The sequence below is a fragment of the Frondihabitans peucedani genome (genome assembly GCF_039537585.1).
GTDB lineage: Bacteria > Actinomycetota > Actinomycetes > Actinomycetales > Microbacteriaceae > Frondihabitans > Frondihabitans peucedani.
Genome location: NZ_BAABAU010000001.1, coordinates 181328 through 204526, shown reverse-complemented (window position 1 = coordinate 204526; position 23199 = coordinate 181328). Strand labels below are relative to the sequence as shown.

Here is a 23199-nt window from a genome sequence, read left to right as displayed (position 1 = left end):
ATCAACTCGCACGGCTCGGGCGCGGTGGACCCGCGGGCGGAAACTTCTAGGACTGCGTGAAGAACGACGCTTCGATGTCGGACTCTACCTCAGCAGCATCTCCGCTCACCGCGATGTGCGCCGGGGAGAGCAGGAACACCTTGTTCGTCACTCGCTCGATCTTGCCGTACAGACCCTGGGAGAGACCGCTGGCGAAGTCGACCAGGCGGCGGGCGTCGCCCTCGCTCATCTGCGAGAGGTTGATGATGACGGGGATGCCGTCGCGGAAGCTCGCGGCGATCGCCTGGGCGTCCTTGTACTCGCGGGGGTGGACTGTGAGGATCTCGTTCATCTCGGTGGGAGCCGCATTCTTGGTCGTCGTGGTGCGACGCAGGGGCGTCACGGGAGCGCGGTTCGCCGTGGCGGCCGGGGCCGGCTGCACGGGCGACGCGGGTGCCTGCTTGGGGGCGTGCGCGGTCTTCTGCACGGGGTGCGAGCCGTGCGGCGCGTGCGCTGCGGCCGGCTGGGGCGCGGTGGCCTGCGCGGGTGCCGGTGCGGCGGCGCGGGCCGGGGTCTCCTGCGCGACGGACTCGTCGTACTCGAGTTCTTCGTCGGCAAGACCCAGGTAGATCAGGCTCTTCTTCAGCGGGTTCGCCATGGTGTCCTCCGGTCGTGGCTCGTCTGAGACGACATTAACCAGCGTCCGGCCGGTTTCCCGTGATTGCCGTCCCGATTCGCAGGTGTGTCGCGCCTTCGGCGATCGCTTCGGCGAAGTCGTGCGACATGCCGGCGGAGACGGCGTCGGCCGCAGGATCGAGAGACCTCACGACGTCGGACAGCTCGCGGAGCCGCGCGAAGGCCGGTCGAAGGTCCTCGTCGAGGGGCGCGACGGCCATGACACCGCGGAGGGCGAGTCCGGGCGCGGCGAGGACGCGCTCCACGAGCGGCTCCAGAGCATCGGGACGGACACCGCCGCGACCCGGGTCGTCGGTGAGGTTGATCTGGACGAAGCCGTCGACCACGCGGCCGTCGTCGACACCGAGGGCGTCGACGACGCTGTCGCGGTCGAGCGAGTGGACCGCCTCGACGTACGCGCGCGCCTGCCGGGCCTTCTTCGACTGGAGCTGCCCCACGAAGTGCCAGCGGAGCCCGTCGAGATCGCTCGTCGAGGCAGCCTTCGCCTGCGCCTCCTGGTGCCGGTTCTCCCCCACGTCGCGGATGCCGAGCGAGTAGAGCTCGCGCACCAGCGACTCGGGGTGGAACTTCGTCACCACGATGGTGGTGACGCTCTCGGGCGCTCGTCCGGCGGACCGTGCGGCGTCGGCGATCCTGCTCAGGATCCCGCCGAGGCGGTCTTCCAGCTCGGCGCCGGTCGCGGTCATGCCCCTACTTCAGGAAGTCGGGGACGTCGAGGTCGTCGTCGCCGTCGTCGAACACCGGGTCGGAGGCGCGCGTGGCGGCCTCTTCGGGGCGCTGGTAGGTGGGCATGGTGCCGCTGTCGGCGATCGCGCTCACGCCGGCCACCGTGGTGGTCGCCGGACCGTCGGACTCGACGAAGCTCGAGCGGCGCTCCTTCGTCTTCGTCGTGGGCTCGCCGCCGTCGAAGCCGGCGGCGATGACGGTGACGCGCACCTCGTCGCCGAGGGTGTCGTCGATGACGGCACCGAAGATGATGTTCGCCTCGGGGTGGACGGCCTCCTGGACCAGGCGAGCAGCGTCGTTGATCTCGAAGATGCCGAGGTTCGATCCGCCCTGGATGGAGAGCAGGACGCCGTGGGCGCCGTCGATGGACGCCTCGAGGAGGGGCGACGCGACGGCCAGCTCGGCCGCCTTGATAGCCCGGTCGGCGCCGCGGGACGAGCCGATGCCCATCAGCGCGGATCCGGCCCCCTGCATGACGCTCTTGACGTCGGCGAAGTCGAGGTTGATCAGGCCGGGCGTGGTGATGAGGTCGGTGATGCCCTGAACACCGGCGAGGAGCACCTGGTCGGCCGTGCCGAAGGCCTCGACCATCGAGATGCCGCGCTCGGAGATCTCGAGCAGGCGGTCGTTGGGGACGACGATGAGGGTGTCGACCTCTTCTTTGAGCTGGGCGACGCCCGCCTCGGCCTGAGCCTGGCGGCGGCGGCCCTCGAAGCCGAACGGCTTCGTGACGACACCGATGGTCAGAGCGCCGATGCTCTTGGCGATCCGCGCGACGACCGGTGCGCCACCGGTGCCGGTGCCGCCGCCCTCGCCCGCGGTGACGAAGACCATGTCGGCTCCGGCCAGAGCCTCCTCGATCTCCTCCGCGTGGTCTTCCGCCGCGCGGCGACCCACCTCGGGGTCGGCGCCGGCGCCGAGACCGCGCGTCAGCTCGCGGCCGACGTCGAGCTTGACATCGGCGTCGCTCAGCAGGAGGGCCTGCGCGTCGGTGTTGATCGCGATGAACTCGACGCCGCGGAGTCCGAGCTCGATCATGCGGTTGACGGCATTGACGCCACCGCCGCCGACACCGACGACCTTGATGACGGCTAGGTAGTTATGGTTCGTTGTCACGTCGGCCTCCGCCTGAAAAGTTCTGTCGTTATGGCAACACTGGTGTTCAGCAACCCTGGTGTTCGGGTAAGCCTAAAGTTCTACTTGAAGCTTAAACTTATGCTCAGTATGCATATCCTGCAGTCACAAGGTAGGTGCCTCGTCTGAGCGGTGTTACGAGGCGGACCGCGTGTCGCGAAACGAGCCCGCGATTTGCCTCTCGCGACTTCGTCACCTGGTCCGGATGATCCCGTTGTCCGGAGCCGAGACGTCGTAGACGACGGCCTGCTTCGGGTTCCGGGCCTTGTGGTCGCGGATGAGGCCCGCGAGCAGCTGAGCCTTCCGGTCGGAGGCGTCGGCGCTCCCCCAGACGACCTGCTCGCCGGTGCTGAGGGTCAGCGTCACGTCGTCGGCCGTCGACGCCTGCACGGCCTTCACCGTGCTTCGGAGCTGCGCCGGCAGCGACAACAGGACTTCGGCCGTCGACCGGTAGACGCGCCCGTCGAGGCTGCCGCCCTTCAGGTCGACGACGGGGTAGCCGGCGGCCTGCTTCGTCGACGTCGCGATGACGACGCCCGCCGGGTCGACGAGCTCGAAGGTCTTGCCGACCTTCACCGAGGCGATCGGCTGCCGCTCCGTGATGCGCACCACGAGGGTGTGCGGCGGCATGGTCTCGGTCACGTACGACTCGATGAGCGGGAAGTCGGAGAGGTCGCGCTTCACGGCCCCGAAGTCGACCAGGGCCAGCGGCTTGCCGAGCTGCTGGTCGAGCGAGGCCTGCACGGCCGCCTTGTCGACGCGGGAGGTCCCCTCGACCTTCACTGTCTCGAGCGACAGGAGCGGCGAGAAGACGCTGATCGTCACGGCGCCGACCAGAGCCACGACGACAGCGGCGGCGGTGATCCAGGCGGCGCGCCGGTGCCTCGAGCGCCGGGTGAAGCGGCGGACCTCCGTGCGCTCGACAGCGCGCCGGGCTGCAGCCGCTCGACGGGCCAGGCGCCGGGCTGCCCGGGCCCGCTCGCGCGCCTCGGCTGCCGAGGTGTCGGGGGCGTCGAGGAACGCAGGATCGTGCGCCCGCGCCCCGCCGTCGGAGCCGCGGTCGCGCTCCCTCTCGCCCGTGATGGTCGTGGTCGGCGCAGCGGCGACCGGCTGGGCGGGATCCCGCGGGGTCGTCGAAGCAGACGGGGTCGCCGCAGGAGGGGTCGCCGCAGGAGGCGCAGGACGCCGCACCGGCGTCCGGTCGAAGCCCTCGGGACGCTTCACGAGACGGGACTCACTCGACCGGAGCGGGCGTCGCCGACGCTGTCGTCTCGAGGCTCCCGAGCAGCTGGGGGACGATCCGGTACACGTCGCCGCAGCCGAGGGTGATCACGAAGTCGCCGTCGCGGGCGACCTCCGCGACCCGGTCGGCCGCCGCCTGCCAGTCGGGGACGTAGTCGACCCGCGAGGGATCCTGGAAGCGGCCCGACACGAGCGCTCCGGTGACGCCGGGCTCCGGGTCTTCGCGGGCGCCGTAGACGTCGAGGACCACGGTGTGGTCGGCGAGGGTCTCGTAGGCCTCCGCGAACTCCCCCGCCATCATGCGGGTGCGGCTGTAGAGATGCGGCTGGTGGACGGCGATGATCCTGCCGTCTCCGACCACCGAGCGCGCGGCCTTCAGCGCGGCCTGCACCTCGGTCGGGTGGTGGGCGTAGTCGTCGTAGACACTGACGCCCCGGACGGTGCCGTGGAGCTCGAAGCGCCGCTGCGTGCCGCCGAACACCTCGAGGCCCATGACGGCCTCCTCGGGGGAGAGTCCGAGGCCGACGAGCACGGTGTAGGCGCCGGCCGCGTTGAGCGCGTTGTGGTGGCCGGGCACCGCGAGCTGGACGCGGCGGCTGATGCCCTCGTGCGTGAGGGTGAAGGCCACGGGCCCGGAGGTGGTGACCTCGGTCACACGCACGTCGGCGGTCTCGGCGGTGCCGAAGGTCACGACCCGCGCAGGATCGAGAGACCGGGTGACCTCGACGGCCCCCGCGTCGTCGCTCGAGATGGCGACGAACTCGCCCGCCCGCTGCGCGAAGGTCACGAAGGCCTCGTCGAACGCCTCTCTCGAGCCGTAGTGGTCGAGGTGGTCGGCGTCGACGTTGGTGATGAGCGCGATCGACGTGTCGTAGAGGAGGAACGAGCCGTCGGACTCGTCGGCCTCGATGACGAAGAGGTCGTCGGAGCCGCCCTTGGCGCTCACGCCGAGCGACTGGATGACGCCGCCGTTGACGAAGCTCGGGTCGCGGTCCGCCTCGAGGAGAGCGGTGATGATCATGCCGGTCGACGTCGTCTTGCCGTGGGCTCCGGCGACGGACACGAGCCGCTGGCCGGCGATCAGCCAGGCGAGGGCCTGCGAGCGGTGCAGGACGGGCAGCCCCTTCTCGAGGGCGAGCACGTACTCGGGGTTGTCCTGCCAGAGCGCTCCGGTGACGACGAGCGTGTCGGCGTCGCCGACGTTCTCGGCGGCGTGGCCGATGGCGATGGTGGCTCCGAGGTCGCGGAGGCTCGCGATGTTGTCGCTGTCTCGCGTGTCGGACCCGGTGACCGTGACGCCTGCCGCCAGGAAGACCCGCGCGATGCCGCTCATGCCGGAGCCGCCGATGCCGACGAAGTGGACCCGGCCGAGTTCTTCGGGCAGAGGCTGGCTGAGGTCGGGCTTGATCATGGCTTCTCGCTGAGGGTCGTGGTTCGGGGAGACGAGGACGAGGCCTCGATGACGAGGTCGACCATGCGGTCGGCGCCGGTGCGGAAGCCGACGGACGCGCTCCGGGCGGCCATGTCGGCGATCCTGGCGCGGTCGAGGAGGACGGGCACGACGTGGGAGCGTACCCAGGCCGGCGTGAACTGCGCGTCGGCGACGAGCTCGGCTCCCCCGGCCTCGACCACGTCGGTGGCGTTGAAGCGCTGCTCGCCGTTGCCGACGGGATACGGGATGAGGACCGCGGGCAGGCCCAGCGCGGTGAGCTCGCTGACGGTGGCGGATCCTGCTCGAGAGACGACGAAGTCGGCCGCGGCGAGGGCGAGGTCCATCCGGTCGCAGTACTTCAGGAGGTGGTAGTCGGCGAGGGAGGTGCTCGAGAGCTCGGACTTCTCGCCGGTGATGTGCAGGATCTGCCAACCGGCCCCGAGCACGGCCTCGGCCGAGCGCGACACCGTCTCGTTCAGGCGCCTCGCACCCGTGGAGCCGCCGGTCACGAGAAGGGTCGGCTTCGCGGGGTCGAGGCCGAAGAACTGCAGCGCCTCGCTCTTCACGCCGTGGCGGTCGAGGTTCTCGATCTCGTCGCGGAGGGGCATGCCGACCTGGCGTCCGTGCCGGAGCCTCGTCGAGGCGAAGACGACGCCGACGTGCTTCGTGAGGAACGATCCGAGGACGTTCGCCATGCCCGGCTTCGCGTTGGCCTCGTGCACGACGATCGGCACGCGGCTCCGCCAGGCGGCGAGGTAGGCGGGCGCTGCCGCGTAGCCGCCGAACCCGACGACGACGTCGACCCGGTGCTCGGCGAGCAGCCGCCGGACGCCGGAGATGGACGAGACGATGCGCTTCGGGAAGGCGAGGGCCTTCGCGTTCAGACGGCGCGGGAACGGAAGTCGGGGCACCGTGAGCAGCTCGTAGCCGCGGGCTGGCACCAGTCGGGCCTCGAGGCCCTCGGCGGTGCCGAGCACCAGGATGACCGCCCCCGGCTCCCTCCGACGCAGCCGGTCGGCCGTCGCGAGGAGGGGGTTCACATGCCCGGCGGTGCCGCCGCCGGCGAGGAGGTACGTCGTCACCGGAGAGACCCTACCCGCTCGCGGGTCGCGATCTCGGACGCCTCGGCGTCGGGCGCGTGGTGCAGGAACGAGAGCACCACGCCGAGCGCCGCGAGCACGAAGATGAGCGACGACCCTCCCGCGCTGATGAGCGGGAGAGGCACCCCGAGCACCGGGAGGAGCCCCAGGACGACGGCGATGTTGACGAGCGCCTGACCGATGATCCAGGTCATGATCGCGCCGGTCACGATCCGGACGAACGCGGTGTCGGAGCGGCGCACGATCTTGATGAACGAGACGGCGAGCACGATGAAGAGGCCGAGCACGACGCACGCGCCGATGAGCCCGAGCTCCTCGCCGATGATCGCGTAGATGAAGTCGTTGTCGGCCTCGGGCAGCCACGACCACTTGGCCTTCGAGTTGCCGAGCCCGACGCCGAAGACGCCTCCGGAGGCCATCGCCCAGAGGCCGTGGGTCGTCTGCCAGCAGGTCGACTGGTAGGCCTCGGCGGTGTCGCAGCCGGCGAGCCAGGCCGAGATGCGCGTCGACCGCGAGCTGCCGCCGTTGATCGTGAGCAGCGGGATCGCGACGGCCATGAGGAGGAGCGGCACGACGAAGAACTTCAGCCGCACCCCGCTGAGGAACACCCCGACACCGACGAGGAGAAGCAGGATCAGGGTCGTCCCGAGGTCGCCGCCGCGCATGACGAGGGCGACCGCGATGAGCACGACCGGGACGAGCGGGACGGCGACCTGCCGCCAGTCGTCGAGCCGGTTCTCCTTCTTGACCAGGATCATGCCGATCCAGATGCAGAGGGTCAGCTTCAGGAACTCCGACGGCTGGGCGCTGAAGGAGCCGATGTGGATCCAGTTGCGGTTTCCGTTGACCGTGACGCCGAGCGGCGTGAACACCAGCAGCTGCAGGACCATGGAGGCGGCCAAGAGGTGCCAGGCGTACTTCTGCCACGCCCAGGTGGGCACCCTCGACAGCACGAGCATGAGGGGGACGCCGACCGCGGCGAAGATGCCCTGGCGGAGGAACGCCCCGAAGAAGTCGTGCGTCGCGACGTACTGCTCGACGCTCGACGACGACAGGACCATGACGAGGCCGAAGACCACGAGGAACACCGCCGTGCCGGCGACGACGAAGAACGAGGTCGACTCGGCCGCGAAGAGCTTCTTGACGGCGACGAGTGCCGCCCCGTGCTGTGCGTCGCGCCCGCGCGCCGTCGATCCCTCAGGGACCAGGCGTCGCGGGAGGCTCGATGGGGTGTCGGCCATCGGCGTCACCTCCCAGGTGGTCGTGGACGGCCCGGGCGAACGCGTCGCCCCGGGCGCCGTAGTCGGCGAACTGATCGAAGGATGCCGCAGCGGGTGCCAGGAGCACGGTGTCCCCGCTCTCGGCGACCCCGGCCGCGAGGCCCACGGCCCGCGTCATCACCCGTTCAGTGTCGGGCTCGTCGACCTCGAAGACCGGGATGCCGGGGGCGTGTCGCCGGAAGGCGTCCCTGAGCATCTCCCGGTCGCGGCCGATCAGCACGGCCGCCTTCAGGCCGGACGTGTCGTCGCGCACGAGGGGTGCGACATCGACGCCCTTGAAGAGGCCGCCGACGATCCACACGACGCTGCCCGCAGCCACGAGGGATGCTCTCGCCGCGTGCGGGTTGGTGGCCTTGGAGTCGTCGATCCAGGTGATCCCGCCCGACGTCGCGACGACCTCGGAGCGGTGGTGGTCGGCTCGGAAGGCTGCGACGGCCAGGTGGATCGCGTCGGGCGGGACGTCGAGCGAGCGCGCGAGGGCGGCGGCGGCGAGGACGTCTGCGACGAGGTGCGGCGCGTCGAGCCCCGACTCGGTGAGCGTCTCGAGGGTGGTGAGCTCGAGGGCGCGGTGCTGTCGGTCGTCGAGGAACGCGCGGTCGACGAGGAGCGCCTCGACCACGCCGAAGTCGCTCACCGGCGGAGCGTCGACCCCGAAGCCGACGGCGCGGCAGCCCTCCTCCACGTCGGCCTCCTGGACGAGCCGCATCGTGGTCGGGTCGGCACGGTTGTAGACGCAGGCGATCCGCGTGTTCGCGTAGACCCGCCCCTTCGCGGCCCGGTAGGCGTCGTGGCCGCCGTGCCACTCGAGGTGGTCGTCCTCGACGTTCAGGCAGACGGAGGCCGCAGGATGCAGGGCTCCCGGGCCCTCGATCGGCAGGTAGTGCAGCTGGTGGCTCGAGAGCTCGACGGCCAGCACGTCGAAGCCGCCGGGCTCCCGGACCGCGTCGAGCACGGGCAGGCCGATGTTGCCGCAGGCCGCGACGGTCCGCTCGTCGGCCGCGAACATCGCAGCAGTCAGCTGGGTGGTCGTCGTCTTGCCGTTGGTGCCGGTCACGAGAACCCACTCGGCGACCTTGGCGGTCTTGTCGCGCACCCGCCAGGCGAGCTCGACGTCGCCCCAGACCGCCGCGCGCGAGCCGGTGGCCCACACGACGAGCGGGTGATGGGGCGCGAAGCCGGGGCTCACGACGACGACGTCGGCGTCGAACGCGACGAGCTCGTCGGGCGGCGTGTCGAGGTCGGGCTGGACGACGAGCCGCGCGCCGATGACGGGCAGGAGCCGGGCTGCGTCGGAGTCGCCGCCCGGTGCGACGACGAGGACGTCGGCGCCGAGTTCGCAGAGCGTGTCGGCGACCGAGAAGCCGGTCACGCCGAGGCCGAGGACGCCGACGCGGAGCCCCTTCCAGTCGGCGTGCCAGCTCGTGAGGGCGTCGAGGCGCGAGCCGCCGCCGGGCAGCGGGGAGACGGGTGAGTCGCTCATCAGACCTTCGAGATCCACTCGAGGTAGAACGTGCCGACTCCGGCGGCGACGAAGAGCCCGCCGATGATCCAGAACCGGACGACGACCGTCACCTCGGCCCAGCCCTTGAGCTCGAAGTGGTGGTGCAGCGGGCTCATCAGGAAGATGCGCTTGCCGTGCGTGAGCTTGAAGTAGATCCGCTGCAGGATCACCGAGCCGGTGACGATCAGGAACAGGCCGCCGATCAGCACGAGGAGGAGCTCGGTGCGGCTCAGGATCGCAAGGGCCGCGAGGGCGCCGCCGAGGCCGAGCGAGCCGGTGTCGCCGAGGAAGATCTGCGCCGGCGACGTGTTCCACCACAGGAACCCGATGAGGCCGCCCGAGATGCAGGCCGCCACGACCGCGAGGTCGAGCGGATTCGTCGTGGTGTAGCAGGCCTCCTGGACGGCGCGGGCACTCGTGCAGAGCTGGTTGTTCTGCCAGAAGCCGATGAAGATGTACGACCCGATGGCGAGGATCGACGCGCCCGTGGCGAGCCCGTCGAGCCCGTCGGCGACGTTGACGCCGTTCGAGGCCGACGTCGTGATCATGACCACCCAGACGGTGAACAGGATCGCGCCGAGCAGCGACCCGCCGAACGCCAGGTCGAGCCAGGGGATGTCGCGGACGCCCGAGATGAAGGTCGAGGCGGCCGTCTGGCCGTTCCGGCCGTGCACGGTGAGCGCCAGGACCGCGAAGAGCACTGCGACCAGGACCTGGCCGAGGATCTTCGCCCAGCCGGTGAGGCCGAGGCTCCGCTGGTTGCGCACCTTGGTGAAGTCGTCGAGGAACCCGACGAAGCCGAGCCCGACCATCATCAGCAGGACGAGGAGGCCGCTCGTGGTGAGGCGGTCGCCGCCGACGAGGTGGCCGACGAGGTAGCCGATCACGGTGCCGAGGATCAGGACGATTCCGCCCATGGTCGCGGTGCCGCGCTTGGTGTGGTGCGACTGGGGGCCGTCGCTCCGGATGAACTGGCCCCAGCCGAGGCGGTGGAACAGCCGGATGAACAGCGGGGTGAGCAGCAGGGTGAAGACGAGCGAGACGGAGCCGCCGATGAGCAGGGCGATCACGCGGTCACTCCCGCGAGGCGGTCGCCGAGGAACCGGAGGCCCGCCGACTTGGACGACTTCACCAGCACGACGTCGCCGTCGCGGAGGTCGGCCTTCAGGACGTCGTAGGCCGCGTCGGAGTCGGGAACCAGCATGGTCTCACCATCCCACGAACCCTCGAGCCCGGCCGCCATGTGGACGTGGCGAGCCGCATCGCCGACGACGACGAGCCTGTGGATGTTGAGGCGGACGACGAGGCGGCCGATGCGGTCGTGCTCGTCTCGGGCGAACTCGCCGAGCTCGGCCATCTCGCCGAGGACGGCGACCGAGCGCTGCCCGGGGCCGGTGATCTGCGCGAGCGTCTTCAGCGCCGCCGCGACGGAGTCGGGGCTGGCGTTGTAGGCGTCGTTGATGACGGTGACGCCGGGCCCTCCGTCGAGGACCTCCATGCGCCAGCGCTCGGCTCGGGTGACGCCCTCGAGGACGGTGGCGGCCCGGTCGACGTCGAGGCCCCACTCCCCCGTGACCGACAGGGCGGCCAGGGCGTTCATCACGTGGTGCTCGCCGAGGATCCTGAGCGAGACCTCGCGGGTGAGGCCGGGGGCGTGCAGCGTGAACGAGGTGCCGGTGGCGGTGACCTCGATGTCGGTGGCGCGGTACTCCGCCCCCTCGGTGAGGCCGAAGGTGACGACGCGGGCTGCGGTGTCGTCGGCCATTCCTGCGACCCGGAAGTCGTCGCGGTTGAGGATCGCGGTCGCGGAGGCCGGGAGGTCGGTGACCATCTCGGCCTTGGCCGCGCGGGTGCCCTCGATGCCGCCGAAGCCGTCGGCGTGGGCCATGCCCACCTTGAGCACGACGCCCGTGTCGGGCTTCGCGATACCCACGAGGCGCTTGATCTCGCCGGGACCCGCCGCACCCATCTCGCAGACGAGGTAGCGGGTGTCGAAGTCGGACCGGAGCATCGAGATCGGTGCCCCGACGTGGTTGTTGAACGAGCCCTCGGGAGCGACGGTCGGGCCGAGGTCGCTCAGGATCGCCCGAAGCATGTTCTTGGTGCTGGTCTTGCCGTTCGATCCGGTGATCCCGACCACGCGCAGGCGGTCGGCGCCGTCTCGCGCGTCGCGGATGCGCGCGACGACCTCGCGGGCGAGGTCGGCCAGGGCCACGACTCCGTCGGCGACCAGGATCACGGGGACGCCGGCCTCGACCGGCGCCTCGGCGACGACGAGGGCCGCGCCGTTCTCGACAGCGCTGGGCACGAACAGCCGGCCGTCGGTGACCTCGCCGGGCAGGGCGAAGAACACCGAGCCCGCCGTGACCAGGCGCGAGTCGGTCTCGACGGAGCCGGTCACGACGTCGGCCGCCGAGCTGCCTGCCGGGAGGACGAGCTCGCCGCCGACGATCGTGCGGACCTCGTCGAGCGTCAGCGGGATCACTCGGCCCACCCGGCCTCTCGCAGGGCGGCGCGTGCCTCGTCGCGAGCGGAGTAGGGGGTGCGGACCCCTCGGATGTCGCGGTAGTCCTGGTGGCCGGGGCCGGCCCACAGGATCGAGTCGCCCTCGTCCGCGAGCGACACGGCGAACCGGATGGCCGCCTCGGGCGGGCTCACCTCGTGGATCTCGTGGTCGGGGTACGCCTCGCGAGCCGCGTCGACGAGGGTCTTCCGGATCGAGTCGGGGTCTTCGAAGCGCGGGTGGTGGTCGGTCACGACGAGGATGTCGGACCCGGCGGCGGCCACGCGCGCCATCTCGGGCCGCTTGGTGGTGTCGCGGTCGCCGTCGGCGCCGAACAGCATGATGACCTTGCCCGGGGTGAACCGGCGGACGGCGCCCAGCGTGGTCAGGAACGCGTCGGGACTGTGGCCGAAGTCGACGAAGACGCTCGGCCCGCGGTCGCCGGAGACCCGCTCGGTGCGGCCGGGGAGGTAGGCGACGATGCCGCCGTCCTCGTCGAGGGCCTGACCGATGGCCTCGAGCTCGAAGCCCCCCTCCACCATCATGACGATGGCGAGGGCTGCGTCGGCGGCCATGTGCCAGCCGATCATCGGGACGCGGGTGACGAGCGAGCGACCCTCCGGCCCCGATAGGCGGAACTCGGTGTAGGCGGCCTGCTCGTCGAGGATCTCGACCGTCCAGTCGGCGTCGTCCGTGCCCTCGGTGATCGGCGGCACGACCTTGATGGTCGTGACCGGGATCCGAGACGCCTCGACGACGCGCTGCCCGTAGGGCGAGTCGAGCGAGACGACGCCGCGCGCTGCGCGGTCGGGCTGGAACAGAGGCAGCTTCGCCTGGAAGTACTCCTCCATGTCGCCGTAGTCGTCGAGGTGGTCGTGGCTGAGGTTCGTGAAGCCGGCGACGTCGAAGACGAGGCCGTCGACGCGGTTGCGGCTGAGGGCCTGCGCGCTGACCTCCACGGCGACGGCGCGGACCTCGCTCTCGCGCATGCGGGCCAGGAGGGCGTGCATCTCGCTGGCCTCCGGCGTGGTGAGCCGGGAGACGACGGTGAGGTCGCCGATGTGGCGCTCGGCCGTCGACGACAGACCGGTCACGAGGCCCATCTGGCGGAGGATGCCCTCGAGCAGGTAGGACGTCGAGGTCTTGCCGTTGGTGCCGGTGACGGCGAAGAGGAGCGGCGGGTGCTCCATGGTGCGGTACACCCACGCGGAGACGTCTCCGAGCGCTGCGCGCGGAGAGTCGACCAGGATCACGGGGAGCCCTGCGCCCTCGGCGATCTCCGCGCCGCGGGCGTCGGTCAGCAGGGCCACCGCGCCGCCCTCGCGGGCCTCGGCGGCGAACTCGGCGCCGTGCCGGTGCGCACCGGGCATGCCGACGTAGAGGTCGCCCGGGTGGAGGTCGCCGGTCGACAGAGTCACGCCCGTGATCTCGATGCCGTCGATCGAGCCGATGTGCTCGAGTCCGAACTCGCTGGCCAGCTGGCCGAGAGACCTCGCCGAGGGATGTTCCGGACGAAGGACCGGGGGGATCCGGGCACTCAAAGATTCCTCATTTCTTGCCGCGTCGATTCGTGCTGGTGTGACACGGGCGGCCTACCAAGTATCCGGGAGATCGGTGGGGGCCGTGGTCGAGGGCTTCACCCGGTACGTCTCGAGGACCTGGGACATTATCTCGCGGAAGGCGGGGGCCGCCGCGAACGAGGTCTTCAGCGTAGTGGGCTTGTTGAAGGTCACGAGCACGACGTACTGCGGGTTCTCGGCGGGGGCGATGCCGGCGACCGAGATGATGTAGTCGCTGCCGTATCCGCCGCCGGGCGCGTCGGCGATCTGCGCCGTACCGGTCTTGGCCGAGACGTTGTAGCCCGAGATCGGAGCCATGCCCTTGAGCGTGCCCTCGGGGATCGTGTTCTCGAGCATGTCGACCACGTCGTCCGCGGCCTTCTCGGAGACGACGCGGGTGCCCTTCGCGCTCGGCACGTCGGTGACGGTGCCGTCGCTCGCGACGCAGCCCTTCACGAGCTTGACCGGCATTCGGACGCCGCCGTTGGCGAGGGTCTGGTAGATGCTGGCGACCTGGATCGCGCTCGCGCCGACGCCCTGCCCGAACATCGAGTTGATGTCCGTCTGGCTGTCCCAGTCGGACGGCGCGCGGAGCTGACCGACGGTCTCGCCCGGGAACTTCACCTCGCTGGTCTTGCCGAGGCCGAACTTCAGCATGTACTCGTAGCGCTGCTGCTTCGAGACCTTCTCGCCGATGAGCGAGATGCCGACGTTCGAGGAGTCGGCGAGGATGCCCGCGAGGGTGAGGTGCTCGACCGGGTGGGCCTCGGCGTCGCCGATCATGCCGCCCCAGGAGAACCTCCTGGTGTCGGCGACGATCTCCTGGGAGGCGGGGCTGGCGACGCCCAGGTCGATCGCCGTCGCGGCGGTCATGGCCTTGAACGTCGAGCCGGGCTCGTACGACGACTGGAATGCACGGGACGAGAGATTCAGACCCTTGTTGGCGTTCCGGTTGTTGGGATCGACGCTGCCGGAGTCGGCGACCGCCAGCAGCGAGGCGTCGGACGCCTTCATCACGACGACGCTGCCCGAGGTCGCGCCGATCGCCTTGACCTGCTCGTCGAGATCCTGCTGCATCTGGAACTGGAGGTCGGAGTCGATCGTCGTCTGGACGGTGCCGCCGTCGACTGCCTTCTTCGTCGTCACGCTCGACCCGGGGAGCTTCACGCCGTCGGCGCCGCGCTCGTAGGTCTCGGAGCCGTTCTCGCCCGCGAGGCAGGAGTCGTACTCCTGCTCGAGGCCGTACTGGCCGTCGCCGTCGGTGCCGACGAAACCGGTGAGGTTGCCTGCCACGGCCCCGTCGGGGTAGGTGCGGGCCGTCGTGCGGACCGGGTAGATCCACGAGATGCCGAGCTTCTCGATCCTGTCGTAGGCGTCGACGTCGACCGCCCCGACGAGCTTCGCGTAGAGGCTGGTCTTGTTCGCCGTCAGGGCCGTCAGGATCGTCTGCGTCTTCGCCCCGGTCGCCGCCGCGATCTGCTGGGCGGACTGCTCGAGGGAGTAGGTGCGCTTGACGCCTCGGGCGTCGGTGGTGCTGTAGCCCTCCTGCGCGAACCGCGGCACGGCGGTGATGTCGTACCGCAGCACCGTGCCGGCCAGGACCTTGCCGTTGGTGTCGACGATGTCGCCCCGGTCGCCGTAGATCGTCGTCGAGATCGACCGCTTGCCGACGGCGTCGGAGTTGAGCGTCGCAGCCTGGACGACCTGGATGTCGACCAGCCGGACGACGAAGATCGCGACGAGCGCGAAGATCGCGATCGCGGCGACGGTCGCTCGGCGCCGCCTGCCCCGGGTGTGGCGGACGCCGCCGTTCCCGACCGTGCTGCCGTGTGCGGTTGCTCTCACGAGTGGTTCCTCACCGCGGGAGGCGCCGAACGCCGCCCGCACTCATCGGCTGGCCCAGCGGAGCCTGCTGGGAAGACGTGTCTAGCGGGTCTCCGGAGCAGCCAGTTGATTCGACGACGGTACCTTCGCGGCACCCGTTTGCGTCTCTGCCGCGCCCGTCGCGCCAGAAGCCGCGGCGGCCTTCGCGGAGGCGTCCTTCGCTGCGTCCTTCGTCTGGGGCTTCGTGACGACGGGGACGCCCTTCAGCAGGCTGTTCGGGATGAGGTCGCCCGAGGTCGCCTTGTCGGGCGCTGCCGGGGTCGGGGTGCCGAACACCCTCTGCGTGGACAGGTCGAGGTAGACCGGGTTCTGGTTCCGCACCATCCCGAGCGCCGTGGCGTTGTTTGCGATGTTCTGCGGCGACGACAGCACCTGAAGCTTCTCGCTGTACTTCTCCTGCGTCCGCGAGAGCGAGGTCTGCGTGTCCTGCAGCGACGAGATCTGGTAAGCGCCCTTGCTCAGAGCGATGCTGACGCCGAGCTGCGTGAGCAGCAGGACGAAGAGGGCCGCCGTGGCGATGAGGGCGTACAGGATGCGCGGGCGCGCCTGCCGCTGGACCCGGCTGGTGACGATCTCGATCGGGCCCCGGCGGGGCCGCGACCCTCCGGGGAGGTCGCTCCCGAGGAGGTCGTCTTCGACGTCGTCGCCCGAGAGGCGGGTGGGCAGCGTGGCGAGGTTGGTCATGCTCGTCTCCGGATTCGCTCGGCGGCCCGCAGGCGCACGGGTTTTGCTCGGGGATTGCTGTCTCTCTCGTCGTCGCCGGCCAGTTCGGCGCCGCGGACGAGGAGGGAGAACTCGGGTCGGTGCTCGGGGAGCTCGACCGGGAGGCCGGCGGGCGCCGTCGAGGTGCTCCGCGCCGCGAACTCGCGCTTCACGAGCCGGTCTTCGAGCGACTGGTAGGCGAGCACGACGATCCGGCCGCCGATGGAGATGCGGTCGAGGGCCGCCGGGAGCGCCGCCTCGAGAGAGGCGAGCTCGGCGTTGACCTCGATGCGCAGGGCCTGGAACACCCTCTTCGCAGGATGACCCGCTCGCGACAGGGCCGCGGGCGTCGCCGCGCTGAGGAGGTCGACCAGCTCGCCGCTCCGGACGAGGGGCGAGGACTCTCGCCGCTCCACGATGCGGCGGGCGTACCGGGGCGCCAGCTTCTCCTCGCCGTACTGGTAGAAGATGCGGCGGAGGTCGGCCTCGGAGTAGGTGGCGAGGACCGTCTCGGCGGTGACGCCCTGCGTCGGGTCCATCCGCATGTCGAGCGGGGCGTCCTTCGAGTACGAGAAGCCGCGCTCGACCCGGTCGAGCTGCAGCGAGGAGACGCCGAGGTCGAACAGGACGCCGTCGACCTCGTCGATGCCGAGACCGTCGAGAGCCGCGGCGATGCCGTCGTACTCGGTGTGCACCAGCTTCGCGCGGTCGCCGAACTCGGCGAGCCGCTCCCCCGCGATTGCCAGCGCCTCGGTGTCGCGGTCGAGCCCGACGAGGGTGAGGCCGGGGTGACGCGACAGCATCGCGTGGGAGTGGCCGCCCATGCCGAGGGTGGTGTCGACGACGACGGCTCCCGGTCGGCCGATGGCCGCCGCGAGGAGCTCGAGCGTGCGCTCGAGGAGGACGGGGGTGTGGATCTGCTCGTCTGCCATGGCGGACGGACTCTCGTGGTCTTCAGGCCCTGATCCCCATCCATCCCACCTGGCACCGGGGAAGGTGCGCCAGGGGTGGACGGCTGGGAGTCAGGGCCGGAAGGTCAGAAGAGGCCGGGGATCACCTCCTCCGTGGTGTCGGCGAAGGACGCCTCCTGCTCGGCGTAGTACGTGTTCCAAGCGGCGGTGTCCCAGATCTCGGCGCGGTTGCCGGCGCCGATGACGGTCAGGTCGCGGCCGAGGCCCGCGTACTCGCGGAGGTTCGCGGGGATCGTGACGCGGTGCTGCTTGTCGGGGATCTCGTCGGACGCGCCCGAGAGGAACAGGCGGAGGTAGTCGCGCGAGGCCTTGCTGGTGACGGGCGCCTGCCGGATGCGCGAGTGGAGGTCTTCGAACTCGCGCTGGCTGAAGACGTAGACGCAGCGCTCCTGCCCGCGCGTCATCACGAGGCCGGAGGCCAGCTCGTCGCGGTACTTGGCAGGAAGGATGATGCGGCCTTTCTCGTCGAGCCGGGGCGCGTAGGTACCGAGGAACACTGCACCTCACCCCCACTCGCCCACCGTTTCCTCCACTTTACTCCACCGCACGCCACTCAAGCGAGTCCCCGCCCCGAAAAGGGGGTGCCGGGGCATGAAAAAACCCCGCCTTCTCGGGGAAGAACGGGGGTGGAGGAAAAGGGAGGACTTCGTGCGCCCCCGGCAGGTCGAGGGCACAAAAAAAGGGCCGACCCGGAGGTCGGCCCGATCAGAGAGGGAGGATCAGCGCTCGTCGCCGCCCTGACGGCGTTCCCAGCGCTCGTTGAGGCGGTCCATCATCGAGCCGCGGTTGCCGCGCGCACGGCCGTCCGACCCGGTGGAGGAACGGGGAGGGACCGGGGCGGCGCCGAGAGAGCCGTGACGGCGGCGGGGCGGCGCGATCGCGAACAGCGCGCCCGCGAGCAGGACGACGAAGCCGGCAACACCGATGAGCGGCTGGCGGAAGGCGACGCCTGCGATGACGATGCCCACCCCCACGAGTGCTCCCAGGACCCCGACGACCACCATGGTGTAGCTCGGTCGCCCTCGACGCGAGCTCATGGTGGTGACGAAGTCGGAGTCGTTGTTGTAGAGGCTGCGCTCCATCTCTTCGAGCAGCCGCTGCTCCTGTTCGGAAAGTGGCATCTTGTGTTCCCTTCAGGGACGGCTGTGGTCTGACTCGCGTGACGAGCCGGATCGGACCCGCGCACGCGCGGGCTCGATGCTCAGAATTCTACGACCGCGGTCTGTGGTTAGGCTAGCGGCGTGGCTGAGAGTACGCGGTTAGTAGACGTCGTTCAAGAGCGGATCGACACCTTCCTCGACGGGCAGCGGCCGCATCTGGCCCGCATCGCCTCCGACCTCGATCCGTTCGCCCGGTTCTCCGCCGACCTCCTCCAGGGCGGCAAGCGCTTCCGGGCCCTGTTCTGCTACTGGGGCTGGCAGTCCGTGCAGGCCATCGGCGCCTCGTCCGACCCTCTCGCCGAGGGTCCCGACCGCGCCCAGCTGGCGAGCGTCCTGACCGCGTCGGCGGGGCTCGAGTTCTTCCACGCCGCGGCCCTCGTGCACGACGACATCATGGACAACTCCGACACCCGTCGCGGGCTCCCCGCGGCGCACCGCCGGTTCGAGGGCCTCCACCGCGACGGCTCCTGGCTCGGCGACGCCGGGTCGTTCGGCACCTCCGCGGCGCTCCTCTTCGGCGACCTCCTGCTCTCGTGGAGCGACGAGCTCGTCTCCGAGGCCTTCGACTCGCTGCCGTCGCGCGACGCCGCCGTCGCGGCCCGACGCGAGTTCAACCGCATGCGCACGGAGGTCACCGCCGGTCAATACCTCGACATCCTGGAGGAGAGCGCCTGGGGCGCCGTCCCCGCCGACGAGCTCCTGCCGAGGGCGCAGCGGGTCATCGTCTACAAGTCCGCCAAGTACTCCGTCGAGGCTCCGCTCACGATCGGTGCGGCCATGGCCGGCGGCACCGCCGAGCACCTCGACGCGCTCCGGCGCTTCGGCCTGCCCCTCGGCATCGCCTACCAGCTTCGCGACGACCTGCTCGGCGTCTTCGGCGACCCGGCCGTCACCGGCAAGCCCGCGGGCGACGACCTGCGGGAGGGAAAGCGCACGGTGCTCATCGCGACCGCGCGCGAGTCGCTGCCGCAGAGCGCGGTCCGCCTGCTCGACGAGCTCCTGGGCGACCCCGGTCTCGACGACGACCAGATCGCGATCCTGCAGGCCACGATCCGGGAGTCCGGCGCCGTCGACGCCCTCGAGGAGTCGATCGCCGATCAGGTGACGCGCGCGAAGGACGCGATCGACAACGCGCCGCTGGCGAAGAGCGCCCGGACGCAGCTGTCGCAGCTCGCCGACACGGTCACCGCGCGATCGGCCTGACGCTGCTCGGATTCGAGCAGCTCGGATTCGAGAGGCTCAGCTTCGAGAGGCTCAGAGCAGCGACTGCGCGACGCGCCTGACCTCGGCCTTGCGGCCGGCGAGGAGGGCCTGGACGGGGCTCGTGCCGAGCGACTCCTCGTCGGACAGGAGCCAGTCGAGCGCCTCGTCGTCGTCGAAGGCGTTGTCGTGCAGCACCGTCAGCGTGCCCCGGAGCTCGTGCAGGGGCTCGCCGTCGACGAGGAAGACCTCGGGGACCTTCCGGACGTCGTCGACCCGCGCCGCCACGAGGACGTGCTCGTCGAGGAGGCGGCGCACGCGGCTGGCCGTCGTGCCGAGCCTCTCGGCGACGTCGGGGAGCGTGAGCCAGGTCGTGGTCGGGAACCAGGGACGCGTGGAGAGATCAGTCACGGGTCAACTGTGCCACGGACTCACCGGCGCCTGTCACCCTCCCCCGCTCTGGGGTGAGAGTCACATCAGTCACATGCGCCTCGTTAATTGACTTGCCTATACATGTGTGTCAGCGTTGAGTTCGCTGACACGCCGCATCACTGATGAAGTGACCACACGACGACAACCCCCGGGACGCACCACATGACCTCACAGGATCAGAACTCGAATCGCAGCGCCGCCTACCGGATCGGTCGCAGCATGCTCGGCACGGTCCCGATCGTGCTGGCCTCCTCGATGGTCGTGAGCGCGAACGTCACCGGCCCGCTCTTCGCCGCCGACCACGTGCAGCCGCACCCCAAGAAGCCGGGCGTCAGCCCCGACGACACCGCGACCATCGACCTCCGCGCCCTGACGGCCGAGCCCGCCGTCGAGCTGACCTCCGCGACGATCGAGACCGCGTCGGCGCCGACCACGTACACCGTGAAGAGCGGCGACACCGTCTCGTCGATCGCCGGCCGGTACGGCCTCTCGACGGCCTCGGTCCTCGCCCTCAACGGCCTCAGCTGGAAGTCGACCATCTTCCCGGGGCAGACCCTCCACCTGACCGCGCACCGCGCTGCCGCCGCTGCCCCCGTGAAGGCGGCCTCGCACTCGAGCACGCCGACGTCGACCTACACCATCGTCCGAGGCGACACCCTGTCGTCGATCGCCAGCCGGCACCACGTCTCGACGCAGGCCCTCCTGTCGGCGAACGGCCTCGGCTGGACGAGCATCATCTACCCGGGCCAGAAGGTCCGGATCCCGGGCGCCGGCTCGAGCGCGTCGCACGCGGCCCCCACGGCGGCCCCGGTCACGGCGACCCACTCGTCAGCACCGTCGAGCGCCTCCACCTATGTCATCAAGACCGGCGACACCCTCTCCTCCATCGCGAAGGCGCACGGCACCTCGGTCGACAAGCTCCTCGCCGCCAACCACCTGAGCTGGACCAGCACGATCTACGCGGGCAAGAAGCTGACGATCCCGGGCCGCGCCGCCGTCGCCGCAGCCTCCACCGGCTCGTCGACGAACGTCTCGGCCGGCGCCTCGGGCGCCTCCGTCCCGGTGTCGGCCCTCGACGCCGAGCAACGCGCCAACGCCCGCACCGTCATCCGCGTCGGCCGCTCCCTCGGGGTCAGCGACTACGGCATCGTGATCGCCCTCGCCGCCGCCGCGCAGGAGTCGAGCCTCTACAACCTCTCCTCCGGCGACCGCGACTCCCTCGGCCTGTTCCAGCAGCGTCCCAGCCAGGGCTGGGGCTCCCGGCAGCAGCTCCTCGACGCCACCCACGCGACCCGCCTCTTCTTCGGCGGCTCGCACAACCCGAACGCGGGCCGCACCCGCGGGCTCCTCGACATCGCCGGCTGGTCGCGCATGACCGTGACACAGGCCGCCCAGGCCGTGCAGGTCTCGGCCTACCCGAACGGGTACGCGAAGTGGGAGCGCTCGGCACGCACCTGGCTGGCCGGCCTCTAGACCGCTGACGGCGCGATCCTGCAGGATCGCGCGAGTGGCCCGGTAACGATCTGGGTCCGGGCGGTGAGTCCGAGGGGCCTTCCGGCCCGGCGTCCGTAAAATTCGACGGGTGAGCGCCAACCAGACTGACCCGATGATCGGCCGGCTCATCGACGGCCGCTACCGGGTGCGCTCACGCATCGCCCGCGGCGGGATGGCGACGGTCTACCTCGCGTCCGACCTGCGGCTCGAGCGGCCCGTCGCCGTGAAGATCATGCACGGCCACCTCGCCGACGACGAGAACTTCAAGGAGCGCTTCATCCAGGAGGCGCGCTCGGCCGCGCGACTCGCGCACCCGAACGTCGTCAACGTCTACGACCAGGGTCAGGACGACGAGTCGGCGTACATCGTCATGGAGTACCTCCCCGGCATCACGCTCCGCGAGCTCCTCCAGGAGCACCGGGTGCTCACTCCCGAGCAGGCCACCGACATCCTCGAGGCCGTGCTCGCCGGGCTCGCCGCCGCACACCGCTCGGGCATCGTGCACCGCGACCTGAAACCCGAGAACGTGCTCCTCGCCGACGACGGCCGGATCAAGATCGGCGACTTCGGCCTCGCCCGCGCCGCCAGCGCCAACACTGCCACCGGCGCAGCCCTCCTCGGCACGATCGCCTACCTGTCGCCGGAGCTCGTGACCCGCGGCATCGCCGACACCCGCAGCGACATCTACGCGCTCGGCATCATGCTCTACGAGATGCTGACCGGCGAGCAGCCCTACAAGGGCGAGCAGCCCATGCAGATCGCCTACCAGCACGCCAACGACACCGTGCCCATGCCGTCCGCCGTCAACCCGCGGGTCCCGGCGGAGCTCGACGAGCTCGTCCTCTGGGCGACCGCCCGCGACCCCGAGCAGCGCCCCCGCGACGCCCGGGCCATGCTCGAGCACCTGTACGACCTGCAGCGCGGCGACGCCGTCCCCGGCGGCACGCAGAAGACGATGGTGCTCCCCCGCGCCATGGCGCCGGTGCCGCCCGCCGAGGCATTCGGCGCCGGGCGCAACCCGACCGGTCCGGCGGGCCAGAACGGTCCCACCGGCCAGACCGGACCGGCCGGGCTCCGCGGCTCGACGGGCGAGACGGCGATCCTGCAGAAGGCCCGCCACCGCACCGGCCCGGTGACGCCGGCCCTGGGGACGAACGCGGAGGCCCTCGGCCGGAAGGCCGCCGCCCGCCGCAAGCGCGGCGCCGTCTGGCTGGTGCTCGTCGTCGTGCTCGCGCTCGTCGCCGGCACCACGGCCTGGTGGTTCAGCCTCGGGCCCGGGTCGCAGGCGACCGTGCCCGCGATCACGAACGCGAGCGTGGCGCAGGCGACCTCGAAGCTGGAGGCGCAGGGCTTCGGCGTGAGCGACGAGCAGGTCAAGACCTACGACCCCGTGATCGCCGCCGGCCAGGTCACCGGCACGCGTCCCGAGGCGGGAGCCACCGTCCACAAGGGCTCGGCCGTGCGGCTCGTGGTGTCGCAGGGCCCCCGGATCCTGAGTCTGCCCAAGGTCGTCGGCCAGCAGGAGGACGCCGCGAAGAAGGCACTGTCGCCGTTCACCGTCGGGGCGTCGACGACGCGGTTCGATCAGAAGGCCAAGGGCACGGTCCTCGGGATCGCCGGCAAGAACGCGTCCGGTGCGACGGTCGACCTGCAGAACGCGACGACCTACCCCGAGCGTCGACCGGTGACCCTCACCGTGTCGCTCGGGCCCGTCCCGGACGTCACCGGGCAGTCGCTCTCAGCGGCGCAGGCGGCCCTCACGGCCGTCGGCCTGAAGAGCGTCCAGTCGGGCGGCGAGTACAGCGACAGCGTCGCCAACGGCGCGGTCATACGCCAGGGCGCCGAGGGCGACGGCGCCGTCGTCCCCGGATCGACCATCGACCTCGTGGTGTCGAAGGGTCCGACCCCGATCACCGTGCCCGACGAGACCGGCCGCAAGGTGTCGACCGCCGAGAGCGCACTGGCCGCGCTCGGCCTCAAGGTCTCGTACGCCGACTGCACGACCGCGCAGTGCGCCACGGCGACAGCGCTCGGATTCGACTGGCGGAAGCTCGTGAAGGTTCAGTCGCAGAGCCCGGCCGGTCAGGGGACCGCCTTCAAGGGCGACACGGTGACGCTGAAGTACGACGGGTCGAGCCTCAGCGTCGGGTAGCCGCTGCTGCTGCCGCTGCTGCTGATGCTGCTATGGCGCCGTGGGACGGCAC

The 23199-nt window shown here is 70.7% G+C and carries 20 protein-coding genes; 3 read left to right on the top strand and 17 right to left on the bottom strand.

Going from position 1 to position 23199, the window contains the following annotated elements; genetic code table 11:
- Positions 1–46: 46 nt before the first annotated feature.
- From ABD733_RS00930 to ABD733_RS00855, 16 genes are all read right to left on the bottom strand, one after another.
- On the bottom strand, positions 47–637 hold the full coding sequence (locus ABD733_RS00930) for a cell division protein SepF (protein ID WP_344793168.1): 591 nt from the start codon (positions 635–637) through the stop codon (positions 47–49).
- Between the two features lie 34 nt (positions 638–671).
- The gene (locus tag ABD733_RS00925; protein ID WP_344793167.1) at positions 672–1361 is read right to left on the bottom strand and encodes a YggS family pyridoxal phosphate-dependent enzyme; all 690 of its coding nucleotides are present in this window, start codon (positions 1359–1361) and stop codon (positions 672–674) included.
- Positions 1362–1365: 4 nt separating this feature from the next.
- Positions 1366–2517, bottom strand: coding sequence for a cell division protein FtsZ (gene ftsZ / locus ABD733_RS00920; protein WP_344793166.1), 1152 nt, complete (start codon positions 2515–2517; stop codon positions 1366–1368).
- A 210-nt stretch (positions 2518–2727) separates the two neighbouring features.
- Positions 2728–3759 (bottom strand): cell division protein FtsQ/DivIB, encoded by a 1032-nt coding sequence (locus ABD733_RS00915; protein ID WP_344793165.1) that lies wholly within the window; start codon positions 3757–3759, stop codon positions 2728–2730.
- 10 nt (positions 3760–3769) lie between these two features.
- On the bottom strand, positions 3770–5188 hold the full coding sequence (murC, locus tag ABD733_RS00910) for a UDP-N-acetylmuramate--L-alanine ligase (protein ID WP_344793164.1): 1419 nt from the start codon (positions 5186–5188) through the stop codon (positions 3770–3772).
- The gene (locus ABD733_RS00905; RefSeq protein ID WP_344793163.1) at positions 5185–6291 is read right to left on the bottom strand and encodes a UDP-N-acetylglucosamine--N-acetylmuramyl-(pentapeptide) pyrophosphoryl-undecaprenol N-acetylglucosamine transferase; all 1107 of its coding nucleotides are present in this window, start codon (positions 6289–6291) and stop codon (positions 5185–5187) included. Before ABD733_RS00905 ends, murC begins: the two co-directional genes overlap by 4 nt.
- On the bottom strand, positions 6288–7550 hold the full coding sequence (gene ftsW / locus ABD733_RS00900) for a putative lipid II flippase FtsW (RefSeq protein ID WP_344793162.1): 1263 nt from the start codon (positions 7548–7550) through the stop codon (positions 6288–6290). The genes ABD733_RS00905 and ftsW overlap by 4 nt, the downstream gene beginning before the upstream one ends.
- A complete protein-coding gene (gene murD, locus ABD733_RS00895; RefSeq protein WP_344793161.1) occupies positions 7507–9069 on the bottom strand; it encodes a UDP-N-acetylmuramoyl-L-alanine--D-glutamate ligase in 1563 nt (520 codons plus the stop codon). The genes ftsW and murD overlap by 44 nt, the downstream gene beginning before the upstream one ends.
- Positions 9069–10160, bottom strand: a complete 1092-nt coding sequence (mraY, locus tag ABD733_RS00890; RefSeq protein WP_344793160.1) for a phospho-N-acetylmuramoyl-pentapeptide-transferase — start codon at positions 10158–10160, stop codon at positions 9069–9071. Before mraY ends, murD begins: the two co-directional genes overlap by 1 nt.
- Positions 10157–11575: a UDP-N-acetylmuramoyl-tripeptide--D-alanyl-D-alanine ligase gene (locus tag ABD733_RS00885; protein WP_344795941.1), complete on the bottom strand. Its 1419-nt coding sequence runs from the start codon at positions 11573–11575 to the stop codon at positions 10157–10159. The genes mraY and ABD733_RS00885 overlap by 4 nt, the downstream gene beginning before the upstream one ends.
- Positions 11572–13134 (bottom strand): Mur ligase family protein, encoded by a 1563-nt coding sequence (locus ABD733_RS00880; protein WP_344793159.1) that lies wholly within the window; start codon positions 13132–13134, stop codon positions 11572–11574. Before ABD733_RS00880 ends, ABD733_RS00885 begins: the two co-directional genes overlap by 4 nt.
- Before the next feature lie 51 nt (positions 13135–13185).
- Complete coding sequence (locus tag ABD733_RS00875; protein ID WP_344793158.1) at positions 13186–14997, bottom strand: peptidoglycan D,D-transpeptidase FtsI family protein; 1812 nt, start codon at positions 14995–14997, stop codon at positions 13186–13188.
- 81 nt (positions 14998–15078) lie between these two features.
- Positions 15079–15720, bottom strand: coding sequence for a cell division protein FtsL (gene ftsL, locus ABD733_RS00870; RefSeq protein WP_344793157.1), 642 nt, complete (start codon positions 15718–15720; stop codon positions 15079–15081).
- Complete coding sequence (gene rsmH / locus ABD733_RS00865) at positions 15717–16670, bottom strand: 16S rRNA (cytosine(1402)-N(4))-methyltransferase RsmH (protein ID WP_344793156.1); 954 nt, start codon at positions 16668–16670, stop codon at positions 15717–15719. Before rsmH ends, ftsL begins: the two co-directional genes overlap by 4 nt.
- Positions 16671–16774: 104 nt before the next feature.
- Positions 16775–17206 (bottom strand): division/cell wall cluster transcriptional repressor MraZ, encoded by a 432-nt coding sequence (mraZ, locus tag ABD733_RS00860; RefSeq protein WP_344793155.1) that lies wholly within the window; start codon positions 17204–17206, stop codon positions 16775–16777.
- A 222-nt stretch (positions 17207–17428) separates the two neighbouring features.
- On the bottom strand, positions 17429–17830 hold the full coding sequence (locus ABD733_RS00855) for a DUF3040 domain-containing protein (protein WP_344793154.1): 402 nt from the start codon (positions 17828–17830) through the stop codon (positions 17429–17431).
- A 120-nt stretch (positions 17831–17950) separates the two neighbouring features.
- Between ABD733_RS00855 and ABD733_RS00850 the strand changes: the two genes are divergently transcribed.
- Entirely contained in the window at positions 17951–19072 is a 1122-nt protein-coding gene (locus tag ABD733_RS00850) for a polyprenyl synthetase family protein (RefSeq protein ID WP_344793153.1), read from the top strand.
- A 51-nt stretch (positions 19073–19123) separates the two neighbouring features.
- Here ABD733_RS00850 and ABD733_RS00845 read toward each other — a convergent pair whose 3' ends face one another.
- Entirely contained in the window at positions 19124–19480 is a 357-nt protein-coding gene (locus tag ABD733_RS00845) for an Rv2175c family DNA-binding protein (protein ID WP_344793152.1), read from the bottom strand.
- A 183-nt stretch (positions 19481–19663) separates the two neighbouring features.
- On the opposite strand from ABD733_RS00845, the gene ABD733_RS00840 reads away from it, so the two are divergent.
- Both ABD733_RS00840 and pknB read left to right on the top strand, forming a co-directional pair.
- Complete coding sequence (locus tag ABD733_RS00840) at positions 19664–20974, top strand: muramidase family protein (RefSeq protein ID WP_344793151.1); 1311 nt, start codon at positions 19664–19666, stop codon at positions 20972–20974.
- 133 nt (positions 20975–21107) lie between these two features.
- Positions 21108–23147, top strand: a complete 2040-nt coding sequence (gene pknB, locus ABD733_RS00835; RefSeq protein ID WP_425552884.1) for a Stk1 family PASTA domain-containing Ser/Thr kinase — start codon at positions 21108–21110, stop codon at positions 23145–23147.
- Positions 23148–23199: the final 52 nt, after the last annotated feature.

Excerpts from the sequence above, each read along its gene's own strand:
- ABD733_RS00930 (WP_344793168.1), bottom strand. The coding sequence starts at position 637 with ATGGCGAACCCGCTGAAGAAGAGCCTGATCTACCTGGGTCTTGCCGAC.
- ABD733_RS00925 (WP_344793167.1), bottom strand. The coding sequence starts at position 1,361 with ATGACCGCGACCGGCGCCGAGCTGGAAGACCGCCTCGGCGGGATCCTG.
- murC (WP_344793164.1), bottom strand. The coding sequence starts at position 5,188 with ATGATCAAGCCCGACCTCAGCCAGCCTCTGCCCGAAGAACTCGGCCGG.
- ftsW (WP_344793162.1), bottom strand. The coding sequence starts at position 7,550 with ATGGCCGACACCCCATCGAGCCTCCCGCGACGCCTGGTCCCTGAGGGA.
- murD (WP_344793161.1), bottom strand. The coding sequence starts at position 9,069 with ATGAGCGACTCACCCGTCTCCCCGCTGCCCGGCGGCGGCTCGCGCCTC.
- ftsL (WP_344793157.1), bottom strand. The coding sequence starts at position 15,720 with ATGACCAACCTCGCCACGCTGCCCACCCGCCTCTCGGGCGACGACGTC.
- rsmH (WP_344793156.1), bottom strand. The coding sequence starts at position 16,670 with ATGGCAGACGAGCAGATCCACACCCCCGTCCTCCTCGAGCGCACGCTC.
- ABD733_RS00855 (WP_344793154.1), bottom strand. The coding sequence starts at position 17,830 with ATGCCACTTTCCGAACAGGAGCAGCGGCTGCTCGAAGAGATGGAGCGC.
- ABD733_RS00840 (WP_344793151.1), top strand. The coding sequence starts at position 19,664 with ATGACCTCACAGGATCAGAACTCGAATCGCAGCGCCGCCTACCGGATC.
- pknB (WP_425552884.1), top strand. The coding sequence starts at position 21,108 with ATGATCGGCCGGCTCATCGACGGCCGCTACCGGGTGCGCTCACGCATC.